The sequence below is a fragment of the Microcoleus sp. PH2017_28_MFU_U_A genome (assembly GCF_020738035.1).
Classification (GTDB): domain Bacteria; phylum Cyanobacteriota; class Cyanobacteriia; order Cyanobacteriales; family Microcoleaceae; genus Microcoleus.
On the sequence record NZ_JAEQCX010000021.1, the window covers coordinates 72466 to 95387 of the forward strand.

The following is a 22922-nucleotide window of genomic DNA, read 5'->3' on the forward strand; positions in this document are numbered from 1 at the left end:
ATTCTTGAAGAGTCCAGATACGAACTTTCAAGGGCGAAATCAAAGCGCCCCTACCCGCTCAGCTTAAATAAATCCAAGCTTTGCGTATACTTTTAGCTTTCTATGCTTTCGGAGTCCATCACTAATGCCAAAGATACGGTACGCTCAACAACCTGCCATTATTTGCCCTTTAACTGTTCCGAATCGAAGTCGGATATGTCCGTTGCCTGGATTTCTCAGAACTAGGATGTCTCAACACGTAGATGGTTATTCTTACTTACTGTTCCATTGTATCACAAATACTGAAGGCGGTTGAAACCGCCACCGACTTATCCCCGTGTCGGTAGCCCGGGGCCGGGCGGGCTCGTCCTTCGGTCAAAAGAGCTACTTAGGCAAATTGGTTGTTCAACGCAACGAAACCAGGATTAAGCTTCGAGTCTGTGAGTGAATTCAACCAGCTATCGGCGACACCGAAGTTGGAGACTGAGTTGGAATTAATCCCGACATTAGAGGCTCCGATTCCGCCACCCAGTAGCTCGTCGGCGATAGATTTGTTCACCAAATCTGCTCTTCCCTGCGCCGGAGCCCCAGACAAGCTGGAAGTCTTTCGCAGGCCACCGTTGAGTAGCTCGTCGTTTGTCAAAGTGAGACTACTTGCCGTTCTATTCCCAAATTCTGAGTCATTATCGACGATCGTCAGAACGGCGCTACTTTGGGTTCCAATCGTGGCGCCTGTCGGGTTGACCAAACTTAAATTGACAGTTTCGTCAAGCGGAAAGAAAGCGCCATCCGGGAAAAGGTCATCGATAATGGGAATAGTGATGGTTTTGGGTGTTGAATCCCGATTGGCAAAATTGACAGCGATCAAACCATTGCTGTAATCAGCAGGGGCTGTAGCAGTACCATCGGTCAAGTTGACAAAAGCTGAGACTGCACCGAGATCGCTGCCAGTGCGAGTGACTGTCACTGCTGCAACGGGCGTTCCATCTTCGTTGACACTGAAGAAAGGGGCACTAAATTGCAGGGTGCTGTCATTGTCTACGATCGTCGTAATGGCTGTGCTTTGCCCTCCAATCGTCGCATTTCCTGTCGGGTTGACCAAACTTAAATTGATAGTTTCGTTTGGCTCCACCAAAGTGTCGTTGACAATGGGAAGATTGACGATCTTGGGTGTAGAATCCCCAGCGGCAAAATTGACAGCGATCGGAGTATTGGCGTAGTCACCAGGGGCGATCGCAGTTCTATTAGTGAGGTTCACAGTAGCTGAAACTGCGTCAGCACTACTACCAGTGCGAGTGACTGTCACGGCTGCGATCGGTACGCCATCTTCTCTGATCCTGAAGGTAGGGGCGCTAAATTGGAGGGTGCTGTCATTGTCAATGATGTCGAAAGTGGCGGTACTTTGGGTGCCAATCGTGGCATTGCCTGTCGGGCTGCCCAAAGTTAAGGTGAGATTTTCGGTAGGCTCTACCAAGGTGTCGTTGACAATGGGAATGCTGACTGTTTTGGGTATGGTGTCCCCAGCGCCAAAATTGACCAAGATCGGAGTATTGGCGTAGTCAGCAGGGGCTGTAGCAGTTCCATCTGCCAAACTGACGGTGGCTGAGACTGCACCGGTACTAACACCAGTGCGAGTAACTGTCACGACTGCAACGGGTGTTCCATCTTCATTGGTGCTAAAGGTAGGGGAACTAAATTGCAGGCTGCTGTCATTCTCTGCGATGTCCAAAATGGCGGTACCTTGGGTGCCAATGGTGGCATTGCCTGTCGGGCTAACCAAACTTAAATTGATTGTTTCGTTACCCTCCACCAAAAGGTCGTTGACGATCGGAATATCGATCGTCTTGGGTGTGTTGTCCCCATCAGCAAAATTGACAAGGATCGGAGTACCGGTGTAGTCAGCAGGGGTTGTAGCAGTACCATCAGCCAAGTTGACGCTGGCTGAGACTGCACCAATATTACTGCCAGTGCGAGTGACTGTCACGGCTGCGATCGGTACGCCATCTTCTCTAACCCTGAAGGTAGGATCGCTAAATTGTAGGGTGCTGTCATTGTCTAAGATGTTCAAAGTGGCGGTACTTTGGTTGCCAATAGTGGCATTGCCTGTCGGGCCAACCAAACTTAAATTGACTGTTTCGGTACCCTCTACCAAAGCGTCGTTGACAATGGGAATGGTGACGACTTTGGGTGTAGAGTCCCCAGCGGCAAAATTGACAGGAATCGGAGTACCGGTGTAATCACCAGGGGCGATCGCAGTACCGTTGGTCAAATTCACGTTGGCTGAGACTGCACCAGCACTACTGCCATTACGAATGACTGTCACTGCTGCAACGGGCGTTCCATCTTCGTTGACGCCAAAGGTAGGGGAACTAAATTGCAGGCTGCTGTCATTGTCTACGATGTTGACAGTGGCTGTGCTTTGGGTGCCAATGGTGGTATTGCCTGTCGGGCTACCCAAAGTTAAACGGACAGTTTCGTTACCTTCTACCAGAGTGTCATTGACGATCGGAATATTGACCGTTTTGGGTGTGGTGTCGCCAGCGGCAAAATTGACAGCGATCGGAGTATTGGCGTAGTCACCAGGGGCGATCGCAGTACCATCGGCCAAGCTGACGGTGGCTGACACAGCACCAGCACTACTGCCAGTGCGAGTTACTGTTACGGTTGTGATGGGGGTTCCATCTTCGTTGACACTGAAGCTGGAGCCACTGAATTGCAGGCTGCTGTCATTGTCTAGGATGTTCAAACTGGCGGTACCTTGCGTTCCAATTGTCGCACCGCCTGTCGGGTTAACCAAACTTAAGTTGACTGTTTCGGTACCCTCTACCAAGGTGTCGTTGACGATCGGAATATTGATCGTCTTGGGTGCAGAATCGCCAGCACCAAAATTGACCAGGATGGGACTATTGTTGTAATCAGCAGGGGCTGTAGCACTACCATTGGCTAGGTTCACAGTAGCTGAAACTGCTGCGGTATTGCTACCAGTGCGAGTGACTGTCACGGCTGCGCTTGTTGTCCCATCTTCGTTGACACTAAAGGTAGGAGCACTAAATTGCAGAGTGTTCGCAGGGGCAGTGTCATTGTCTATGATGTTGAAAGTGGCTGTACTTTGCGTCCCGATTGTGGCATTGCCTGTCGGGCTACCCAAAGTTAAGCGGATATTTTCGGTACCCTCTACCAAAGTGTCGTTGACGATCGGAATATTGACGACTTTGGATGTGGAGTCGCCAGCGGCAAAATTCACCAGGATCGGAGTATTGCCGTAGTCACCAGGGGCTGTAGCAGTACCATCGGCCAAGCTGACAGTGGCTGAGACTGCACCAGAGGCTACACCTGTGCGAGTGACTGTCACTGCTGCAATGGCCGTCCCATCTTCGTTGGCGCTGAAGACAGGAGCACTAAATTGCAGGCTGCTGTCATTGTCTGCGATGTCCAAACGGGCGGTACCTTGCGTTCCAATCGTCGCACCACCTGTCGGGTTAACCAAACTTAAATTGACTGTTTCGGTAGCTTCGAGCAAAGTATCGTTGACGATCGGAATATTGATCGTCTTGGGTGCAGAATCGCCAGCGGCAAAATTGACCAGGATGGGAGCATTGTTGTAGTCAGCAGGGGCTGTAGCAGTACCATTGGCCAAGTTGAGGCTGGCTGAAACTGCTGCGGTACTGCTACCAGTGCGAGTGACTGTCACGGCTGCGATCGGTACGCCATCTTCTCTAACCCTGAAGGTAGGAGCACTAAATTGCAGAGTGCTCGCAGGGGCAGTGTCATTGTCTACGATGCTCAAAGTCGCAGTACCTTGTGTCCCAATCGTCGCACCACCTGTCGGGCTGCCCAAAGTTAACTTGACTGTTTCGGTACCTTCCACCAAAGTGTCATCGACAATGGGAATGGTAATAGTCTTGGATGCAGAATCACCAGCGGCAAAATTGACCAGGATGGGAGCATTGTTGTAATCACCAGGGGCTGTAGCAGTACCATTGGCTAGGTTCACAGTAGCTGAAACTGCTGCGGTATTACTGCCAGTACGAGTGACTGTCACGGCTGCGATCGCTGTCCCATTTTCGTTGACGCTGAAGGTAGGAGCACTAAATTGCAGAGTGCTCGCAGGGGCAGTGTCATTGTCTACGATACTCAAAGTCGCAGTACCTTGTGTCCCAATCGTGGCACCACCTGTCGGGTTGGCCAAAGTTAAGTTGACATTTTCGGTACCTTCCACCAAGGTGTCATCGACAATGGGAATGGTAATAGTCTTGGGTGCTGTGTCCCCAGCGGCAAAATTGACAGGGATGGCAGCATTGTTGTAATCACCAGGCGCTGTTGCAGTTCCATTGGTCAAGTTCACAGTAGCTGAAACTGCGCCCTCGCTACCACCCGTGCGCGTCACAGTTACGGCTGCAACCGCTGTCCCGTTTTCGTTGACGCTGAAGGTTGGGGCACTAAACTGAAGGCTAGGCTGATTTGCCGTGCCTTGATAGTCAATCTTCCGCACCAGGTAGTCGGAACTATCGTCTTTGAAAGAGGTGGCGGTGTAGGCAGCGGTGGGGCTATCGTAGGGTTTGGCGGAGAACCGCAGTTCGTCAAAAGCAGTGTTGGTGAGAGGCTTGGCTTCTATCTTGAATTGGAAACTGCCATCGGTGCGATCGCCAGTGAAAGTCACTCCATCTGCACCCGCAGTAATCGCTTTTGGAGCGATCGGAGCGTTGAGACGAGTGATCGTAAAATTGCTGGCCGGTACCAGAGTCCCATTATTAAAGATTTGTAGCAAACCAACTTCATTACCTTGATCGCCAACTCCTGGGCTAGTTTTGGGACCCAAGGTGCTAAGGTCGATCGTGGCGCTAGTGATATTTTGGTTATCTGCCCATTTCAGCTTCAGCGCCTGAGATTGATTTGTGTTGGGATTATAGTTGATTTCCGCTCTAATTTTAGTGGTGTCGGTGAACCAACCATCATAGGAGGATGGGACACCAATACCAGGGCTACTGCCATAACTCAACCAGCTTTTAGGATTTTCATTAGTTGGTAAGGTGAGATTGGCGATCGCTTGAGGATTAAGGTAATCAGTTTCCACGCCATCAAAAGCTATCCCAGACAGTTTGATACCTTGATTCTGGGCAGCAGTCGGCCATTTTGTAATTAGGTCATTGACGCTGGTGAAATTAGTGGGTTGACCCAAAGAACCATTCAATGGAGTAGGCATAGCTTCTGTTTTGATAGTAATTAACGATTAGAAGTGACTGAAAACCAGAGAGTTTGGCTTTCTTTATAGTTATCGGTCACGATATGAAGTGTTTCATCGTCAATTACTGCGATCCGGATAAATTTCAGATAAATTTTTCAGCAATGCAAATAGCGGGTTTTCCACATACGTAGGGGAGAGTTTAAATAATTGTCAAGATACGTGAATTTACGTATAATAATTATCAAAATATGTGAAGGTGTAGTTAGACGGCAGCGGTGTTCTCTCTGGACTCTGAAGGTGAATACCGTTGGATTAAAGTTTTTTATCATTGCGAGGAACAAATTATTTGTAGGGTGCGTCAAAGTAAAAATCGTATCCAAAAAATATCGAAAATCTCACAGCTACGCACACCCGCGACAATATTTGAGCCAACAAACCCAAAAATTGTTTGGTAGCAATACTTTTAAAAATTGCTATTAAAAGATGAGGTACGTTGTTGGGCTTCAGCCCTTCTTGGCTTAAGTGGTGATATAAGCTGTCAGTTATACCTCATCTTTTTGAGAAAGGCTATATATATTTGAATCGTTGAGCGTGCGAGCGTCTCGCTCACGATTCAGGCCGCGAGCGAGACGCTCGCACTACATAATTCCGATGCAACCGGAAATGATATAAAAACAATACGCTTGGGTTAGAGGTTGTCCGAAGAGAGGAACGATTGGCGAAAACTAACATTCCTCGCAATGACCGAAATAGGTTACTAATCCCTAAAATCGCGTACTATCTAACACCCCGTGCAAACCAGCGCCGCATCAACTCAACCTGAAAACAATAACCATCACCAACTTCCTCAATCAACTCCCGTTGCCTAAGCAAACCGACAGCATCAAAATCATCAGGAAACGCTTGTAAAATAGTTTCCCGGCTCACGATTTTCCCTTCCCCTTTTGCTGCCAAAAACTGTAAAATAGCTAATCCTGCCGCATCTACTTGATTGTTTTGAATATCCGCAAAGACGAAACTGCCATTACTTAAAGCCTGTGGGATCGCTGCTTCCACATCGGCTAAAGTTGCAAGTCGCCGGATAGAGGGAATTTGCTCGTTTTTGAGGGCGACAATTTCACCGCAGAACATTTGTACTAGAAAAGGGTGACAGCGCGTAAGTTGCAAAACTCGATCGACTGCATCGGGTTCGTAGCGCAGGGTAAAATCTTGGACTGGTTGCTCAATTAGTTGACGCGCTTCTGGTTCTTTTAGATAGCTGATATGAACGACTTGGACATTGATTAAATAGCTTGCCCAACGCTGAAATTCTTCTATGGTATGACTACCAGCTAGCATTACTTTGAAGCGGGGACGATGTTGAATTAGGTGACGCAACATTCCCAAAACATCTTGCTCGTCGAAACGTCCTTTTCTGATGGCATTATCTAGCGCCTCGAATTCATCTAAGGCAAGCAGGGCAATATTTTCTTGTAGCGCTGCTTCTACTTTCTCCAGCCATTCATCAAAGCAGGTGAAAGGGTCATATTGTAGTGTTTCTCGGTCAAGAAATGGGATAATTAACGCACTTTGGCGCTTCGCTGAAATTGCCATACTCTTGGCAATATTGTAGAGAAATCCAGCAGAATTACTTGCTGATGAAACTGGGCCTTGCAGGTCTACAAACATGGGAATAATATTGCTGGGTAGCAAGCGTCCTAGGTTGTTGAGTAGGGAAGTTTTGCCCATGCGCCGCTGACCGTACAGTAGCAAGGGTGGGCGGCGGCGGTCTAGGAGTAATTGCTCGATGCGCGTGCCGATATCAGTACGCCCGGTGAAGATTTCCTGCTGTTCTGTCAGGGGTACGCCGATGATATAAGGGCTGTCAATTTCTTGGCGAAGTTCGACTGCTTCTGCTAGTTCTCGTATATGGTTGGTGACTATTTCCGACCAATTGGTAGCAATGGGGCGAAAACGAACAGAATATTTATCGCTGCTGCGGGTGAATTCTCGTATTAAATTGTTTAATTTTTCTGCTACCGAACTGAGAGCTAAACGCTGGTTGTAAGGACTTTTCTGGTTGAGGGCTGCATCTACGTCTTGGCTGATATAACTGAAGCTACTGAGTATGGTGCTGGCTTGACTGTTTAGTTCGCCGATCGATATACTGCGGTGAGCGTTACTTATGGCTGTTACGTCTGCACAGATTTCTAGCCTTTGTACATCCTGTTTAATCTTTGTTAGCCGATCGGACGATCGCCGATAGCTAGTATATCCAAAAAATATAAGTAAAAATGCACAAATGAGTGCAAATACATAAAACATTAAAATATGAGCTGGCAATAAATTAATGCAGCTCGCTAAAATTGCTGTGTTAGATTTGCGTTAGGGAAAAAGAGAATAGAGTGCCCAGTACCTTTAGACTCTGGACACCCACGCTCCCCCTGAACATTACCGTTAAGCTACCGTTCAGAAGCTTTGATTAAACTTTTGAACAATTGGAGAGCTAAATGGCTAATTTTTATCGACCACTGTTAATTGTTGCAGTGGTGATTTGCGCCATCTTGAATGACGTACCTTTTAATGATCCAGTCGTGTTTCCCGTTATCATCCAATTACTCATGCCTATGGAGGATAGGAGCAAGGGCAAGGATGACGACAAGCATGAATAGCAACAGTGTGAATCGTTGAACTACTTTTTGTAATCAAGACCAGCTAAGTAAGGTGACAACTTACTTGGCTTTTTTGTTTTACACGATTACACCGCTTTAAACGAATACAGTCTGTTTTCGTTAATACATATTTGTATTATACATTTAGACGTGACTGACTTAAAAGTTTATAAAGTTGACTTGTGACTGACTTGTGACTGACTTGTGACTGACTTGTGACTGACTTATTGTTAACAATGAAATTATTGCATAAATTGGCTCCGCAAGACCGATTGCCAGCCCCCTAGAGGCAAGAGGCGGTTTCAGCCTCAAAATTATCCAACTTAACTGCGCGATAGCTTAGCTTATTTCTAGCACCATCTAGTAGCAAAAGGTGAGTAAATGATTCAGCTTTAGAGGCAAATTAGTTCTCACGGCATTTACTTTTTAAAATGAGCGAATAGCTTTATCTGTTGCAAACCTTCTTCATGCCAATTATCCCCTGTTTCCCCATCTTCCAGACTAAATAATCGTTCTCTACACAGGATTTGCATCAGCAGAGGCCAGCATTCACTTTGATTCAAAATCCACTCGACATCCTCATCGGGAAAAGGAATGGGCGAACTGGCTATCAACTCCCGTGCTTCTTCTTCAGTCATAGCTCCCAGAGTTGTAGTATATCCAAAAATATTGAAAAAAGGCGAACTATGTCCGGTGCTAGTCGCTAATTCAATCGGTGATTCAGGAGCAGCTAAAACAAACCCTAGATTCCCATTTGTTTGGTTGGTTGCTAAAGAACGCAAACTTTCCCAAAATCCATCATCTAATTCCGGACAGCGTTGTAAACCGACACCAATTTCGTCTAGTAAGATGACTGTCGGCTGATGTAAATTACGGCTAACTACATCCATAAATCTATCCAAGTCGCAAGGATTAGGCACTGCCATTTTCAGGGATTCTAAAATATATCGCAGCAGCCCTTCCCGATTCTGAAGTCGCGAATCTTGAAAATCTACGAATATCCAGCGATAGTTTTCTGGATTGGGCAACCAGTCAGATTTTTGACTGGGGCGCAACTTTTCTATTGGGGTGGTGGTAATGTTTTTTAAGTATTGTAGCAGAGAAGTTTTGCCACTGCGCTTTTTGCCGATAATGGCAGCATTTTGCAATGGCTGTCGTTTGATCAAATTGAATAGGCGTTTTAGTTCTTTCTCGCGTCCAAAGAAGCAGCGCGGATGGGTGATGGGATTGCCGGTGAGGAAGGGTGAAGTTTCTTCACCGGTTTGTGGTGAACTAGGCTGAGGTGGCTGGGAGTCTGTTACTCCTGTATCCGCAATGGTTTGCCAATCTAACCCCAAATTTTCGCTAATTTCAACAAAATTTATATAATCAACAGGATTTCCCCTCAAAAAGCTCTTGACAGTAGATGGGGATAATCCCAATGCTTCAGCCAAAACCTTCTGACTCGAAAAGCCGTTGCGCCCTACAGCCGATTTGACTTGTTCGATGTACCTTGGAGAAACTCTAAGCGATCGCCCCATAATTATTATCAGCAAATAATATTTATTCGATCGTTAATCTGCAATATGCTTGTAGATTTCCAGCAAGATAAATGTTTAATAATCATTTAAATATTAACCAACTATTGTCCTGCGATAATTCTAGCACAATCGATCGCACTCCTCAACAAAAAATTTTGCATCAAGCTCATTCCTATTCTCTGGCAATACGTGGATTCATCATCACCAGTGTTTTGCTCTATCTTGTAGGTATCGGTTCCTTTGTTGCTGGCAAAGTTCCAGAAGGAACAATTAACACCGCCAGCGAGTTAACACTCAAGATCCTGTTTGTGCTCGCCAAGCTCGATCGACAAAACACCGATCGCCTAAATCGCCTATCCATAGACCAAGACTAACCACGGTATAACCGCTGGCCCGATCGCACTCTCCGGCAAAATCCAGCCAGGGCGATCGTCCGCCAGCTTATATCATCCGTCATTTGCCGGATATGATTAATTAAAACGTGTCGCACTATTGATTAGATTCCGGGCGATTCTGGCGCTTATTCTGGATAAACTGTTCCAAATCTGCGATCGCATCTTCAAAATCCGACAAATTAATTTTCTTAGCTTTAGCCTTCTTCGGCGGACTCGCAGACTCACTCGCAGGCTTAGCTTGAGGCGACGGAGACTGAGGCTGTGCTGCTTCTGGGTTGGAAGCTTCTATATAATCAAACAATTCATCCAGGGACTGAAAAAAAGCTTGAGCCGAGGCCCGGCGTGAATCTTTCAAATCATCCTCATCCATCATAAGCCACTCCATAGACTTCAAAACTTGCCTAGAAACTCTGCCCACCGGCACGTGCAGATATTAGACATCAAAACCTCAATCAACTAAAATCCTTGAGAAATTTCGCTTTTATCCTCTTGCGAGATCCCCCTAAATCCCCCTTAAGAAGGGGGACTTTGAGAAGAATCCTGTCCGCCCCTTAAGAAGGGCTTGACAAGGGGAACTTTGATCGCCTCTTGTTCCCCCCTTCTTAAGGGGGGCTAGGGGGGATCTGGGCCCTATCGTCAAACAGTAGACCGACACTGCATTTGACTTTCAGTTGACACGGCTTACGCATTGTCAGCCATCAATCTGTACTTAACTTTACACCCGCCGACAGGGTGATTTGAGACTTGGCGCACAGCCAGCTCAACATAATCGACCCTAAAAAAATCTCAGTTACTGTCTAATTAACCCTAGTCTAGTCGAGAATAAGGACACAGGACTTATGCAACTATTACCGCTGTTCAAAGGTTGCGATCGCAACGCACCACCTCGAAAGGACGGACAGACGGTGTTTTTTGCTTGAGTCCTAAGATTTCAAAGGCATTAGGAGATTTTAAGGTGACTCAAGGATTTGATTACGATTTAGCAATTATCGGCGCCGGCGTGGGCGGGCACGGGGCCGCCATACACGCGGTTAGCTGCGGGCTGAAAGTGGCAATTATCGAAGCAGGCGACATGGGCGGGACTTGCGTCAACCGCGGCTGCATTCCCTCCAAGGCGCTGCTGGCGGCTTCCGGGCGGGTGCGGGATATGCGGAATGCCCACCATCTCAAGACTTTGGGAATTCAGTTGGGAAGTGTGGATTTCGATCGAGGGGCGATCGCCAATCACGCTAATACTATTGTTAGCAAACTGCGCGGCGACTTGACAAACAGCCTCAAACGTTTGAACGTCGATGTCATCCAAGGTTGGGGCAAAATTGCCGCTGCTCAAAAAATTGCGATCGAAACCGACAAAGGCGAGAAAACTATTACCGCCAAGGATATTATTCTCGCCCCCGGTTCAATTCCCTTCGTCCCCCCTGGGATAGAAATTGACGGCAAAACTGTATTTACTAGCGATGATGCTGTCAGATTGGAATCTCTACCGAAGTGGATCGCAATTATTGGCAGCGGTTATATTGGTTTGGAGTTTTCGGATATTTACACAGCCCTCGGCTGCGAAATTACGATGATTGAAGCTCTAGATCAATTGATGCCAACTTTTGACCCGGATATTGCTAAATTAGCAGAACGAGTTTTGATTGCACCGCGCGATATTGAAACAAAAGTTGGTTTGTTGGCTAAGAAAATTATTCCTGGTTCCCCCGTAATTATTGAATTAGCTGATTTCAAAACTAAAGAAGTTGTGGAAATTTTGGAAGTTGACGCTTGTTTGGTAGCAACTGGTCGAGTTCCCGTCAGCAAGAATTTGGGGTTAGAAACAGTTGGCGTCGAAACGATGCGCGGCTATATTCCAGTTAACGATAAGATGCAGGTTTTGGTAGCAGGAGAACCGATCGCGAATTTGTGGGCGATCGGCGATGTTAACGGCAAAATGATGTTAGCCCACGCTGCATCTGCTCAAGGAATTGCCGCCGTCGAAAATATTTGCGGCCGCACTCGCGAAGTTGACTATTTGAGTATCCCAGCGGCGGCTTTTACTCACCCAGAAATTAGCTATGTGGGAATGAATGAACCTGCGGCGAAGGAGTTAGGAAAAACCGAAGGGTTTGAGGTCGCTTCTGTCAAGAGTTATTTTAAGGGAAATTCTAAGGCTATTGCGGAGGGTGAAACCGACGGTATGGCTAAGGTGATTTACCGGAAAGATACTGGGGAATTGTTGGGAGTTCACATTTTCGGTTTGCACGCTTCGGATTTGATTCAGGAGGCGGCAAATGCGATCGCCCAGCGGGATTCTGTGAACACTTTAGCATTCCGAGTTCACACGCACCCGACGCTTTCGGAAGTGTTGGATGAGGCTTTCAAACGGGCGGCTGGGGCGGCGGGCGGTCATTAATTTGTAGGGGCGGTGTTCTTTTTTTACACTCCTGGACGCACTCCACGCAAAGAAACCGGGTTTTTTACTTAATCTGTGGGTTGGAACGAAATATTTTCCTAAAAAAACCCGGTTTCTGGCCCCCGCGCGTAAGTGCTATTTTTAGATACCCGACTTTTTCAAGAAGTCGGGTATCTAGGTATTCTAATTGTTCAGGTTTCATAAAGCTATTCCCTCTTGACGAATGTTCCTCAATAAAGGCCCGTTGTAGTGCATGAATCGCTGTTCATCCATAAATAGACAGCTAATCACTTCATCATTTTGGAGTGACAAATCGGCTCGAATGTGACTGGTTCTTTTAATTTCTTCGCCAGGATTGACTTCTCCTTTGAGGACTACTAACACATCTATATCCGAGTCGGGGCGTGCATCGCCTCGCGCTTGGGAACCGTAGAGTACCATTTGGGTGAGGCGATCGCCGTACAGTTGCTCGAAGTGCGATCGAAGTTGCGTCAGTATGTTCTTAAGTTGATCGTCGATTGTGAGGAACTGCATATTATTTGTCGTTAAAATATACTAGATTGTACCTTATATGTTACCTTAGTAGATATCAAGCGAATACTTCGGACAGTTTTTCTATGGCCCAATGACTTATCCTCGCTTGACTTTGAGCCACTGTGGATAATTAAATCAAAGTCATGTCCACCCCAGACGCGGCATTTAATTCGACTTTTTCATAATCCTTAGCCTTTAAAGCTTGTATTATCGTTCCAAAAACTGTCCGGGGTATTGTCAAACAACAAGGAAAATTAAAATCAAATATCGCCTGCCTAAAATTTACGGTCGTTAAGTTTCGTCGCCCTATTACTCAGTTCGTTTGAACCCAATATAATTCTAACCATTTGGAGAGTCATAATTTTATGACAACAAAATTTGCTTTATCAAACTTCAAAGGATTTAAAGAGCTTGATGTAATTGAAATGAAACCCCTGACAGTGCTGTGTGGCATCAACAGTTCTGGCAAAAGTTCAATTATCCAGAGTTTGCTTTTGATGAAACAATCAAATATTGATAGCAGCCAACTCTCTATTGATTCTTACATTCAAGAACCTGTGGTTTTTAATGGTCTGTACGTGCGTCTGGGTGATTGGGCAGATGTAATCAACAATCATGCAACCGAAAAAGAAATCGGGTTTTTCTGGAAATTATCAGGGGATTTTGATTTAAGAGACAAAACAAGATATTGGAATACAAGACAATCTGTTCAGATTGATGTAGAAGTGGAAATAAAACTCTCCAATCTGGAAAATGAAACAATGAATTCATCAGAAAACAAAAACAAATTGTTAGTTAATAGCTTTGTTTTTCGAGATATAGAAAGAAACTTTTCATGGGAAATTATTCAATCAGGCGAGGGAAAATATTTAATCAAATTAAAGTATGTTGAACTGAAAGATTTATTATTTAGATGGATAGATTATGGATTATTTGACATATTTTCTACATACCAGCGCAATCGTTTAGATACCAGAAAATTCACAGAAACCAAGTTTTTCAAAGAGACCGTGATAGAGGAAGTAGTGTTTGACAATGTACAAGTTAAATTTGAGGGTATACTACCAACGCTTTTAACAATCAATGACTTCACCAAACAAAGCTATACAAATCTAAATAAGGTTAACAACGATTTCACAAATAGCAGAACAAAAATACCGAAACACTTATCGAAATTTATTGATACCACGCTCCGTAACTTGAGTACGTATCTTCAGAAGAAACCTGCACCCGAAAAAAAAGCAGATATTCAGAAGATCCCTGCAACTTTGCTCGGAGATGAATTTTCTTTATTTAGGCAAGAGAAAGAATTTGAACTGATGTATTATTATGGTTCTTATCAAGTCACCGCCACTTATTTGAGAAATTTATGGTCTAGTGTTAGATATATAGGGCCTCTACGTGAAGCGCCCAAGCGATTCTACTTTTTTGAGGATTTGAGAAAGATTGATATTGGGATTAATGGTGAATATACTCCCTTAGTTCTTGCTATCGAACAAGAACATAAAATTCCTAAATATTACAGATGTATTTATCAAGGAAAACAGATCAAAGAATACGAACTGCGAGAGTCAGACAAAATGCTAGAAGCAGTCAACTGGTGGTTATCCGAATGTATGAAATTACCTAATATCACTTCTGTAGTTGGTTTAGGTGGCATTCCAGGTCAAGTTAAATTAAACTCATCGGGAATAGAAGTACATTTACCAGATGTCGGATTTGGTGTCAGTCAAATTTTGCCAATTTTAGTAGAATGCTTGCGGACAAAACCAGAAGAAACTATTGTTTTAGAACAGCCTGAAATTCATTTACATCCTTCACTACAGTCAAAGCTTGCTGATTTTTTTATTTGCATGGCTAAGTCTGGAAAAAAATTAGTTATCGAAACCCATAGCGAACATTTAATCAACCGATTGTGTCTGCGAATTGCCCAAGAAGAATCAGGGGAAATTAAAGAGCTTTTAAATACCCTTTTCGTGAGTTTTGATGAGAAGCAGAAAACTTCGGTTGTAAAACCAATTCAAATTAATGAGTTTGGCGAGATCCAAAATTGGCCAGTTGGCTTCTTTGATGAAAATGACGCGCGGGATTTAATGGAAGCAACTTTGAAGAAAAGGATGGCAAAGTTTAGATAATGAGAAAATATTTAGATCCTGTCTATTTAGCTGTCAGTGAAAAAGCATGGCAATCGCGACGCTATTTTGAAATTTTTCAGTCCCTTAACTCATTACTAACCGATATTGAAAATATTGAAAGAGATACAGACAGTTTATATCAGTTAATTAAGTTTAAATTTAGTGAGGGACTGCTGGCAGAAATATACAATAATAATCCTTTCAAAAATCAGCCAGAAGTTGAAGAACATTACACAAGATTTTTTAAGGATAAAATTATCCCTGAATTGTTTAGAAGATTTGAATTTTGTCCTGGAGAGTGCGCCGCATTAGCCGAAAATAACCCCGCGTGTAAATTTGGTAATGAATTACTTCCTGAAGATGTCTTAAATGAATGGAATTTATTGCTTGATAAATGCTTGTCTTGTAATTATACTGACTTGCTGTACTTGGTAAGTCCTACTGCTTGTCAGACAGTAATGGTAGAATCTGATAATATTTCAGTTGCTCAAAATTTTTTGGTAGCTGAGGATGTAAAACAGCTATTTGATGTAACTGATTTTTTATCAAAAATTATAGTTGACGAAAGACACCGAGAAAATCAGATTCGGCAAGCTATTGAAATTTGCTACAGTCAATCAGTTTTACAAGATGGATGGTTGTCTAATTTGACACGGCAAGATTATGAATTAAATGAAAAATTTTGGCTGAGTATACAACGAGCTAAGTTTTTCAATGAAAATCGTTCCTATCAAGAAAGATTTATCAAATCGATGACTCAAATTGTCTACGATCTAGATATAGATATTCGCAAGCACAAGTATCAAGGTGAAAAAATAACAATTGGCCGTAAAAAATACACTAAATATAGCGCTGATGTTTTCAAAATGGGACAAAGTAGTAGTGATAAAAGATGTTCCCGGATATTTTACTGTAAAGTTAGCCAAAAAATTCATTTTTATGAATTTGAACCCGATCGCCATGCAGGTGAATAGATTTAAATCAGCAAATCGTTAACGAATGATAATCATAAAAACAGGTAATGTCGTGGCTAGCAAGTGAAACCGCGCCTGTTTCCCTCTCAAAAGTGCCAGAGAATCTGCTATTATCCCGATCGCACTTTTTGAAAGTTATGCAATCCTTGGGACGGCGTTCATTAGTTGAAAAAATCCAGGAGGGCGATCGCACATTTTTCACCCTTGGGCCCGTACTAAAAGAGTATGTCAAAACTAACTATTCCCGCCCAAACATAGAAAAAGAGGCCCGATCGACCTTATAATATCTTTATCAAATGCAATCTAATTTGTCAATCGATCGCTAAATGCACGTTATCAGTCGCAAAAAATTAAGAGACTACTGCCAAAATCATGCTGATTCTTGCGAAGCCCTCGATGATTGGTACAAGATTGCTAGTCAAGCCAACTGGACTAAGCTTATTGAAGTTCAAACTATTTATCCTCAAGCTGAAGCAGTTGGAAATTTTACAATTTTCAACATCAAAGGAAATAAATATCGCTTAATCGTAAGTCTTAACTATCAAAAGCAGATTGTTTATATCAAGTACATTTTGACTCATGCAGAATATGACAAAAACAACTGGAAAAATGACCCTTACTTTTGACTCCGACAGATACAGCAGCTTGCTATCTCAATATCAACCGCGCATTATCAAAAATGAAGATGAAAACAAGATATTTTTAGAAATAGTTGAAAGCTTGCTTTCTCGGAACAATCTAACTCCCGAAGAAGACACTCTCCTAGAACTCTTAGTCAAATTAATTGAGGATTTTGAAGAAACACATTATCAAATAAATGCTTCAACTCCCCACTCAAGACTTCTTCATTTGATGGATGCTAAAAATCTAGAGCCAGCGGATTTAGTGGGAATTATGGACACAATTGAGATGGCAACAGAAATCGTTAACGGTCAACTAGAAATTACCAAAAAACAAGCTGAGGCTTTGGGAAAGTTTTTTCATGTCAATCCGAGTTTGTTTCTGTTCAATTAATCGTAATAGAGACTTCTATCATATAATAGATTGAAACTTGTCGCGATCGCCCTTTATCCCCTCTACTATGCTTCAAATCCGCCGCCGTCCCCCCAGCACCTCAGTCTCCGTACTCTACCTCAGCTACAAAATCGCCGTACCCGACGCCGAACCCCGGCACATCCTCGAAGAAATTGTCTGGCAAAAAGAGGTTGAAGTAGCCCAAAAGCGCGATCGCACGCCCTTAGCCGAACTTCACAAAAGACTCCCCTTTGCGCCGCCGATCCGCGACTTCCTCGGCGCGCTTAAAAACGGTAAAACCGCACCAGCAATCATCGCCGAAGTCAAAAAAGCTTCCCCCAGCAAAGGCGTAATTCGCGAAGATTTCGACCCCGTGGCGATCGCCCAAGCATACCAAGAAAACGGCGCCAGTTGCATCTCCGTACTCACCGATGAAAAGTTCTTTCAAGGCAGTTTCGACAACCTCGCTAAAATCCGTGCCGCCGTCGATTTGCCCTTACTTTGCAAAGAATTTATTATCTATCCTTACCAAATCTATCTCGCCCGGATTAGCGGCGCCGATGCTGTATTGTTAATCGCTGCCATCTTATCTGACAAAGACTTACAATACTTTGTGAAAATTGTCAAGACTTTGGGGATGACGGCCTTAATAGAAGTTCACACTCTCGAAGAACTCGATCGAGTATTAACCCTAGAAGGAGTCAACCTGATCGGCATCAACAACCGCAACCTCGAAAACTTTTCCGTCAGCCTAGAAACCACCAGCCAACTATTAGCCTCGCGCCAAACGGCAATCCAAGCAAAAAATATCCTCACCGTCAGCGAGTCAGGAATCCACACTCCCGACGACCTCACCCAAGTTGCTAGCGCCGGAGTCCAAGCCGTCCTGATCGGCGAATCCCTAGTCAAACAGCCAGATCCGGGTGCTGCTTTAGCCTCCCTTGCCAAGACACATCCGCCCATCACCAAAGGCGAGACTGCTTGACCAAAGAACGAGCCCGCCGGGCCCCTCGATGCGAGACATGGGGATAAGTCGGTAGCGGTTTCAACCGCCTAGAAGGGGTTGCACGGCTTTAGCCGCCGTGGTACAATAGATTCAAGCGAGTAGGAGCAACCATCTACGCGACGAAACATCCTAGTACTGAGAAATCCAGGCAACGGACATATCCGACTTCGATTCGGAACAGTTAAAGGGCAAATAATGGCAGGATGTCGAGCGTACCAACCTGGCAGAGTGATGGACTTTCCAAGCGATAGAAGCATAAAAGTATACGCAAAGTTTAGAGTAATCTAGACTGAGTGGGTAGCGGCGCATTGAACACGCCTGTGTGAAACCTTTATTGGAATCGCACGAATCCCCCCGATTCATCGGTGGGGTTAGTTCAAAAACACCCCCGAATTCTGATAAAAAATGATTGAGTAGGTAAATAATCAGAAATTCTAGCCTGCATCGACTCAAGCGCCTAACTGCAAAAAAAATAGCACTCAAAGCTATATTGCAGAGAAATATTTTGCCAGAAAGCAATTAAATCTATTCGCTGTCGCCAGTCGATCGCAAAATTTAGCGTTACCAACGCACCCAGCCCCGAATATTCGATCGGCAAAGCAGGGGTTTTTGTAAGGTTAGAAAACAAATAAGAAGTCGGGCATCTAATGTTCACCTGTGATGCCCCATGCACTTGCAATGGGGTATCGGTTCGCTGAGGTATGTTAGCTTTCATGGAGCCAATTCCCCTTCCTTCGTACATTCATTATGAATTGTTACTTCAATTGTTAGAACGCAAAACAATGTTTGCTGTCAGTCCACAATCGCCCCAACAGCAACAAGTTCACCAACTTATTATTACCCTGCGTAAAGCCCTTGCCATTCAAAAGCAATTAGAACAAAGCTGCGAGCGATCGAACTTGGCAGTAGAATACCGTTGGTCTTTAAATGAAACTAACCATACTGGCATTAAAAGTTAAAAAACTTAGAGTACCAACCGATCGTATTTGATTTATTCTGTAGAACTCCCATCGAAAAAGTTAGGACGACATAATGGACAACAAGTTAATGCTGATGATTCCCGGCCCTACACCGGTGCCGGAAGCGGCTTTGCTAGCAATGGCAAAACACCCGATGGGCCACCGCAGCAAGGAATTTGACGCGATTTTTGCCGAATGTACCGAAAATCTCAAATGGCTGCACCAAACCAGCGGCGACGTACTGAGTTTGACGGTTTCCGGTACCGGCGCGATGGAAGCTGGGATAATTAATTTCTTGAGTGCGGGCGATCGAGTTTTAGTCGGATGCAACGGCAAATTTGGCGAACGCTGGGCTGAAGTCGCACAAGCTTACGGTTTAAATGCCGAAATCGTCAAAGCTGAGTGGGGTCAACCTTTGAACCCCGAAGACTTCCGCGAAAAACTCGAAGCAGATACTGAGAAGCAAATCAAAGCTGTCATCGTCACTCACTCAGAAACCTCTACCGGTGTCCTGAATGACCTCGAAACCATCAACCGCCACGTCAAAGCCCACGGCGAAGCTTTAATTATGGTTGATGCTGTCACCAGTTTAGGTGCTGTCAGCGTGCCAATGGAAGCTTGGGGGCTAGATGTGATTGCTTCTGGTTCTCAGAAAGCTTACATGATTCCCCCGGGTTTGGGTTTTGTAGCCGTTAGTCCTAAGGCTTGGAAAGCTTACAAAACTGCCACACTGCCCCGCTATTATTTAGATTTGGGTAAATATAGCAAAGACGCTGCCAAAAATACGACTCCTTTTACTCCGCCAGTCAATATGTTTTTTGCGCTGCAAGCATCGCTGCAAATAATGAAAGGCGAAGGATTGGAAAACGTTTTCGCCAGACACAAGCGCTTGATGACAACTACTCGCGCCGCTGTAAAAGCTTTGGGTTTGCCATTATTTGCTGCTGATGATGCCGCCAGTCCTGCCATTACCGCAGTTATGCCGCCTGCGTCTGTAGATGCTCAAAAAGTGCGAACTTTGATGAGAAAGAAGTTTGATATTGCTCTCGCCGACGGACAAGACCATTTGAAAGGTAAAATCTTCCGCATCGGTCATTTGGGCTTTGTGTGCGATCGCGATATTCTAGCAGCAATTTCCGCTTTGGAAGTCGTGTTGCAAGAATTGGGTCATGAAGGCTGCCTTCCTGGTGCCGGTATCGCCGCTGCTGCGAAAGAGTTAGCTGGATCTTAATCTTAGTTATTAAAGGATTTTGGATTTTGGGTTTTATCTCAAATCTAAAATCCTTTTAATAGGCTTGGGATAACCAATCAAAGATTTTATCCAATTGTTCCAGAGTGACTAAACCGTACTGCCACAGAACCATCGGCAAGGAATTAGGGTCTCGATCTCGCTGCCGTTTTTCGTCACCGCCAACACGTTCGGCGACAGCGATGGACGCGGGAGAGATTGCCAAATCTTCTTGTAAAAATCGAATTAATCTAGTGTATGTAGCGGGTGCCATGTGATTTTGTCTCCATGTATAGGACACCATTTTCTGATGCGAACCTGATGTTTTTGATTAGTAATAAGCCAGTTTTAAATCTGTCTCTTGGCCGTCGATAGCTGTTAAAACAGTATTAGCGGTTGTGGAAAATCCCAAATTTACTGCTGAGTGTGACTCTAAAGCCAACCTTTCCCCAGAAGTGAAAGGTTTTGCACTTTTGCTGCTGTCTGCCCGATCGCCTGTTGAGCGCGATCGAACTTAAACTGAATACCTCGGTATTGTGCAACGCGAATCTGAAGAAATTCTGCTACCTAAACTAATTGCACTGTTGTTCAGAGTTTAACTTCATCTGCGAAAGTGCAGAATCCGCAAATCTACTTCGGCAATATTTGGTCAGATATGTCGATCGCAGCCGACCTTGCTACCTTAAGTTAACTTTGCCACTTAATTTGGCTTGTAGCATCTTACTTCCGACAGGTTTAGTAGATTCAGGTTTGGCGCCAGAAGTTCCAGAGAATTTCTTTTCGTGCCAGGAGCCCGATCGGCTAAGCATCGTCTCTCAGGATTGGTAACGAGTCGCTGACTCTTCTCATACCTGGAACTAACAATCTACAGCTTCTGCAAACAAGCTCAAGCCCAGACGAACTCAGATTGACATCGTAGCAAATCTTTTGGTCTTTGTGCTGTATCTTACATTAATACTTTAACAGATATTATCAAGTTTTGTAAAGTTTATTAATTTTTTGAGGTTTTCTCGAAGCCGAACTCAGCGGGAAAGGGAGAGGGGAGAGAGGGGGAGAGGGGAGAGAGGGGGAGTGACTTCAGAAACCGGGTTTCTACTAAATTTTGCGACTGGGAACCAGAAATACACCTAGAAACCGGGTTTCTAGCCCCATGTGTAAGCCCTGAAAATGTCCGAAGTGTTACTGGAAAAACTCGATTTCAATCCGATCGCCCACTTTGACACCAAGTTCAGCAGCCCGGCCACCCCGGATCTCGATTACTCGATCGACAGCAGTATCGGGCCCGTAGGTGGGACAAGGATCGGCTGTACAAGGAGGTGCCTCTGCTGCGATGGCTGTCACGACTCCATCCCGCAGAAAAATCATATCCAGAGAAATCTTGCAATTTTTCATCCAAAAATTGACCCAGCGCGCGGGTTTAAACTCAAACAGCATTCCTCTGTCATCGGCCAAAGAAGTTCTGTACATTAAACCCATAGCCTGTTGTTCGGATGTTTTGGCGACTTCAAGTTCGATCTGGCGATCGGCTATCCGAGCTCTAGCAGAAACAGGCAAAACTTGACCGGATGTTGTCGCCGTCGGAGACTGCGACGCCAAAGTACCAGTAACACCAGAATTTGCGACAGGTAAAGCCGGCGAACATCCAAGCAAAAATATAATTACCCCAATATTTAGGAAATTAGTTAAATAACTCATAAAGATTTTAGATTGGGAATGGGGAATTGGTAATGGGTAATTGGTAATGGGTAATTGGTAATTGGGAATTGGGAATTGGTAATTGGAATGGGACTTTTTAACAACTGTCAACTGACAACTGTCAACTGACAACTGTCAACTGTCAACTGACAACTGTCAACTGACAACTGTCAACTGACAACTGTCAACTGACAACTGTCAACTGACAACTGTCAACTGTCAACTGACTTCAAGCTTCGCGCATCACGTAACCAACACCGCGCACAGTCTGAATCAAGCGCTTTTCGCCCTCATCTTCAATTTTGAGACGCAGATAGCGGATGTAAACCTCAATCACATTCGACTCACCCAAAAAGTCGTAACCCCAAACATTCTCTAGAATTTGTTCGCGAGTCAAAACGTCGCGGGGATGTTCCATCAAATACTTTAGCAGTTCAAATTCCTTCATCGTCAGGTCGATCGCCCGTCCGTTGCGTAGAGCTCGCCTAGACGCCAAATCCAAAACTAAATCACCAAACCTCAGTTGTTCGCTGCTGGTGTTATCCGGCTGCAAATACAAGCGCACCAACTGCATAAACTCCTCAGTGCGGTAAGGTTTGAGAAAATAATCATCTGCGCCAGCTTCCAGACAAGCCACGCGATCGTCCACTGTATCGCGACCGATCAATAATAGCACTGGCGCCCGATTGCCACCACTTCGGAGGTGAGAACACAGCGACAGCCCCGATTCAGGGCCAAGTATGCGATCGATTACAATCAAAGCTGGCTGCAATTTATGGGCTAAATGTTGGCCTGTGGCGATACTAGAAGCTATTACTGGTTCGTAGCCGGAGGATTTTAAGTCTAGACTTAAGTGTCCGGCGAGAACTTCGTCTGTTTCTACTAGCAGGACACAGGGATTGCGATCGAGAGTGAGTGCAGCCATTGCATTGACCGATGTAGACCATACCAGTTCTAGCACGTCTCAGGGGACAGTTGACAGTTGACAGTTGACAGTTGACAGTTGTCAGTTGACAGTTGTCAGTTAGATGGAAAAATCATGAAATAAGCAAGATAAGCCAATGACAATTCCCAATTACCAATTACCAATTACCAATTACCAATTCCCAATTCCCAATTACCAATTCCCAATTCCCAATTACCAATTCCCAATGCCCAATTCCCAATTCCCAATTCCCAATGCCCAAATTCAATATTAAACTCAGAGGACTGAAGTCCTCACTACAAACCTAATTACCAATTACCCAATTCA

At 44.7% G+C, this 22922-nt stretch carries 20 protein-coding genes; 11 read left to right on the forward strand and 9 right to left on the reverse strand.

Translation table 11 applies throughout. From position 1 onward, the window contains the following. Positions 1–367: 367 nt before the first annotated feature. The 3 genes from JGK14_RS00475 to JGK14_RS00485 form a co-directional block, all read right to left on the reverse strand. The gene (locus JGK14_RS00475; protein WP_325314570.1) at positions 368–5182 is read right to left on the reverse strand and encodes a beta strand repeat-containing protein; all 4815 of its coding nucleotides are present in this window, start codon (positions 5180–5182) and stop codon (positions 368–370) included. Positions 5183–5941: 759 nt separating this feature from the next. Further along, positions 5942–7468, reverse strand: coding sequence for an AAA family ATPase (locus JGK14_RS00480; RefSeq protein WP_325314571.1), 1527 nt, complete (start codon positions 7466–7468; stop codon positions 5942–5944). 766 nt (positions 7469–8234) lie between these two features. Further along, positions 8235–9335, reverse strand: a complete 1101-nt coding sequence (locus tag JGK14_RS00485; RefSeq protein ID WP_325314572.1) for an ATP-binding protein — start codon at positions 9333–9335, stop codon at positions 8235–8237. 71 nt (positions 9336–9406) lie between these two features. Between JGK14_RS00485 and JGK14_RS00490 the strand changes: the two genes are divergently transcribed. Then, entirely contained in the window at positions 9407–9709 is a 303-nt protein-coding gene (locus JGK14_RS00490) for a hypothetical protein (RefSeq protein ID WP_325314573.1), read from the forward strand. A 115-nt stretch (positions 9710–9824) separates the two neighbouring features. Here the strand turns inward: JGK14_RS00490 and JGK14_RS00495 are convergent, their stop codons facing one another. Beyond that, positions 9825–10115: a hypothetical protein gene (locus tag JGK14_RS00495; RefSeq protein ID WP_293174248.1), complete on the reverse strand. Its 291-nt coding sequence runs from the start codon at positions 10113–10115 to the stop codon at positions 9825–9827. 570 nt (positions 10116–10685) lie between these two features. On the opposite strand from JGK14_RS00495, the gene lpdA reads away from it, so the two are divergent. Beyond that, positions 10686–12125 carry a dihydrolipoyl dehydrogenase gene (gene lpdA, locus JGK14_RS00500; protein WP_293204714.1) on the forward strand — a complete coding sequence of 480 codons (1440 nt, stop codon included), beginning with the start codon at positions 10686–10688 and terminating at the stop codon, positions 12123–12125. Between the two features lie 198 nt (positions 12126–12323). Here the strand turns inward: lpdA and JGK14_RS00505 are convergent, their stop codons facing one another. Further along, positions 12324–12659, reverse strand: coding sequence for a nucleotidyltransferase domain-containing protein (locus tag JGK14_RS00505; protein WP_293174252.1), 336 nt, complete (start codon positions 12657–12659; stop codon positions 12324–12326). 365 nt (positions 12660–13024) lie between these two features. Here JGK14_RS00505 and JGK14_RS00510 point away from each other — a divergent pair, with 365 nt between their 5' ends. The 6 genes from JGK14_RS00510 to trpC all read left to right on the forward strand — a co-directional run bounded on the left by JGK14_RS00510 (position 13025) and on the right by trpC (position 17767). After that, a complete protein-coding gene (locus JGK14_RS00510) occupies positions 13025–14794 on the forward strand; it encodes an AAA family ATPase (RefSeq protein ID WP_293174254.1) in 1770 nt (589 codons plus the stop codon). Then, entirely contained in the window at positions 14794–15768 is a 975-nt protein-coding gene (locus JGK14_RS00515; RefSeq protein ID WP_293174256.1) for a hypothetical protein, read from the forward strand. Before JGK14_RS00510 ends, JGK14_RS00515 begins: the two co-directional genes overlap by 1 nt. A gap of 47 nt (positions 15769–15815) precedes the next feature. Further along, a complete protein-coding gene (locus JGK14_RS00520) occupies positions 15816–16052 on the forward strand; it encodes a hypothetical protein (protein ID WP_293174258.1) in 237 nt (78 codons plus the stop codon). Positions 16053–16094: 42 nt separating this feature from the next. After that, on the forward strand, positions 16095–16394 hold the full coding sequence (locus JGK14_RS00525) for a type II toxin-antitoxin system HigB family toxin (RefSeq protein ID WP_293174260.1): 300 nt from the start codon (positions 16095–16097) through the stop codon (positions 16392–16394). Beyond that, positions 16378–16782, forward strand: coding sequence for a helix-turn-helix domain-containing protein (locus tag JGK14_RS00530; protein ID WP_293174262.1), 405 nt, complete (start codon positions 16378–16380; stop codon positions 16780–16782). The genes JGK14_RS00525 and JGK14_RS00530 overlap by 17 nt, the downstream gene beginning before the upstream one ends. Positions 16783–16849: 67 nt before the next feature. Next, entirely contained in the window at positions 16850–17767 is a 918-nt protein-coding gene (gene trpC / locus JGK14_RS00535; protein ID WP_325314574.1) for an indole-3-glycerol phosphate synthase TrpC, read from the forward strand. 478 nt (positions 17768–18245) lie between these two features. Here the strand turns inward: trpC and JGK14_RS00540 are convergent, their stop codons facing one another. After that, positions 18246–18503, reverse strand: coding sequence for a hypothetical protein (locus JGK14_RS00540; protein ID WP_293174266.1), 258 nt, complete (start codon positions 18501–18503; stop codon positions 18246–18248). Here JGK14_RS00540 and JGK14_RS00545 point away from each other — a divergent pair. Then, complete coding sequence (locus JGK14_RS00545; RefSeq protein ID WP_293144225.1) at positions 18502–18747, forward strand: DUF5340 domain-containing protein; 246 nt, start codon at positions 18502–18504, stop codon at positions 18745–18747. The genes JGK14_RS00540 and JGK14_RS00545 overlap by 2 nt on opposite strands. A gap of 73 nt (positions 18748–18820) precedes the next feature. Next, on the forward strand, positions 18821–19978 hold the full coding sequence (locus JGK14_RS00550) for a pyridoxal-phosphate-dependent aminotransferase family protein (RefSeq protein WP_293174268.1): 1158 nt from the start codon (positions 18821–18823) through the stop codon (positions 19976–19978). A gap of 55 nt (positions 19979–20033) precedes the next feature. On the opposite strand, the gene JGK14_RS00555 is transcribed toward JGK14_RS00550, so the two are convergent. The 3 genes from JGK14_RS00555 to nblR form a co-directional block, all read right to left on the reverse strand. Further along, entirely contained in the window at positions 20034–20249 is a 216-nt protein-coding gene (locus JGK14_RS00555) for a DUF2949 domain-containing protein (RefSeq protein ID WP_293144219.1), read from the reverse strand. A 905-nt stretch (positions 20250–21154) separates the two neighbouring features. Next, complete coding sequence (locus JGK14_RS00560; RefSeq protein ID WP_293174386.1) at positions 21155–21670, reverse strand: DUF192 domain-containing protein; 516 nt, start codon at positions 21668–21670, stop codon at positions 21155–21157. A gap of 229 nt (positions 21671–21899) precedes the next feature. Next, on the reverse strand, positions 21900–22595 hold the full coding sequence (nblR, locus tag JGK14_RS00565; RefSeq protein ID WP_293174270.1) for a response regulator transcription factor NblR: 696 nt from the start codon (positions 22593–22595) through the stop codon (positions 21900–21902). Positions 22596–22731: 136 nt separating this feature from the next. Here nblR and JGK14_RS00570 point away from each other — a divergent pair, with 136 nt between their 5' ends. Then, a complete protein-coding gene (locus JGK14_RS00570; protein WP_325314575.1) occupies positions 22732–22869 on the forward strand; it encodes a hypothetical protein in 138 nt (45 codons plus the stop codon). The last annotated feature ends 53 nt before the right edge of the window (positions 22870–22922 follow it).

Excerpts from the sequence above, each read along its gene's own strand:
- JGK14_RS00475 (WP_325314570.1), bottom strand. The coding sequence starts at position 5,182 with ATGCCTACTCCATTGAATGGTTCTTTGGGTCAACCCACTAATTTCACC.
- JGK14_RS00480 (WP_325314571.1), bottom strand. The coding sequence starts at position 7,468 with ATGTTTTATGTATTTGCACTCATTTGTGCATTTTTACTTATATTTTTT.
- JGK14_RS00485 (WP_325314572.1), bottom strand. The coding sequence starts at position 9,335 with ATGGGGCGATCGCTTAGAGTTTCTCCAAGGTACATCGAACAAGTCAAA.
- JGK14_RS00490 (WP_325314573.1), top strand. The coding sequence starts at position 9,407 with ATGTTTAATAATCATTTAAATATTAACCAACTATTGTCCTGCGATAAT.
- JGK14_RS00495 (WP_293174248.1), bottom strand. The coding sequence starts at position 10,115 with ATGGAGTGGCTTATGATGGATGAGGATGATTTGAAAGATTCACGCCGG.
- JGK14_RS00505 (WP_293174252.1), bottom strand. The coding sequence starts at position 12,659 with ATGCAGTTCCTCACAATCGACGATCAACTTAAGAACATACTGACGCAA.
- JGK14_RS00510 (WP_293174254.1), top strand. The coding sequence starts at position 13,025 with ATGACAACAAAATTTGCTTTATCAAACTTCAAAGGATTTAAAGAGCTT.
- JGK14_RS00515 (WP_293174256.1), top strand. The coding sequence starts at position 14,794 with ATGAGAAAATATTTAGATCCTGTCTATTTAGCTGTCAGTGAAAAAGCA.
- JGK14_RS00520 (WP_293174258.1), top strand. The coding sequence starts at position 15,816 with ATGTCGTGGCTAGCAAGTGAAACCGCGCCTGTTTCCCTCTCAAAAGTG.
- JGK14_RS00525 (WP_293174260.1), top strand. The coding sequence starts at position 16,095 with ATGCACGTTATCAGTCGCAAAAAATTAAGAGACTACTGCCAAAATCAT.
- JGK14_RS00530 (WP_293174262.1), top strand. The coding sequence starts at position 16,378 with ATGACCCTTACTTTTGACTCCGACAGATACAGCAGCTTGCTATCTCAA.
- trpC (WP_325314574.1), top strand. The coding sequence starts at position 16,850 with ATGCTTCAAATCCGCCGCCGTCCCCCCAGCACCTCAGTCTCCGTACTC.
- JGK14_RS00545 (WP_293144225.1), top strand. The coding sequence starts at position 18,502 with ATGGAGCCAATTCCCCTTCCTTCGTACATTCATTATGAATTGTTACTT.
- JGK14_RS00540 (WP_293174266.1), bottom strand. The coding sequence starts at position 18,503 with ATGAAAGCTAACATACCTCAGCGAACCGATACCCCATTGCAAGTGCAT.
- JGK14_RS00550 (WP_293174268.1), top strand. The coding sequence starts at position 18,821 with ATGGACAACAAGTTAATGCTGATGATTCCCGGCCCTACACCGGTGCCG.
- JGK14_RS00555 (WP_293144219.1), bottom strand. The coding sequence starts at position 20,249 with ATGGCACCCGCTACATACACTAGATTAATTCGATTTTTACAAGAAGAT.
- JGK14_RS00560 (WP_293174386.1), bottom strand. The coding sequence starts at position 21,670 with ATGAGTTATTTAACTAATTTCCTAAATATTGGGGTAATTATATTTTTG.
- nblR (WP_293174270.1), bottom strand. The coding sequence starts at position 22,595 with ATGGCTGCACTCACTCTCGATCGCAATCCCTGTGTCCTGCTAGTAGAA.
- JGK14_RS00570 (WP_325314575.1), top strand. The coding sequence starts at position 22,732 with ATGACAATTCCCAATTACCAATTACCAATTACCAATTACCAATTCCCA.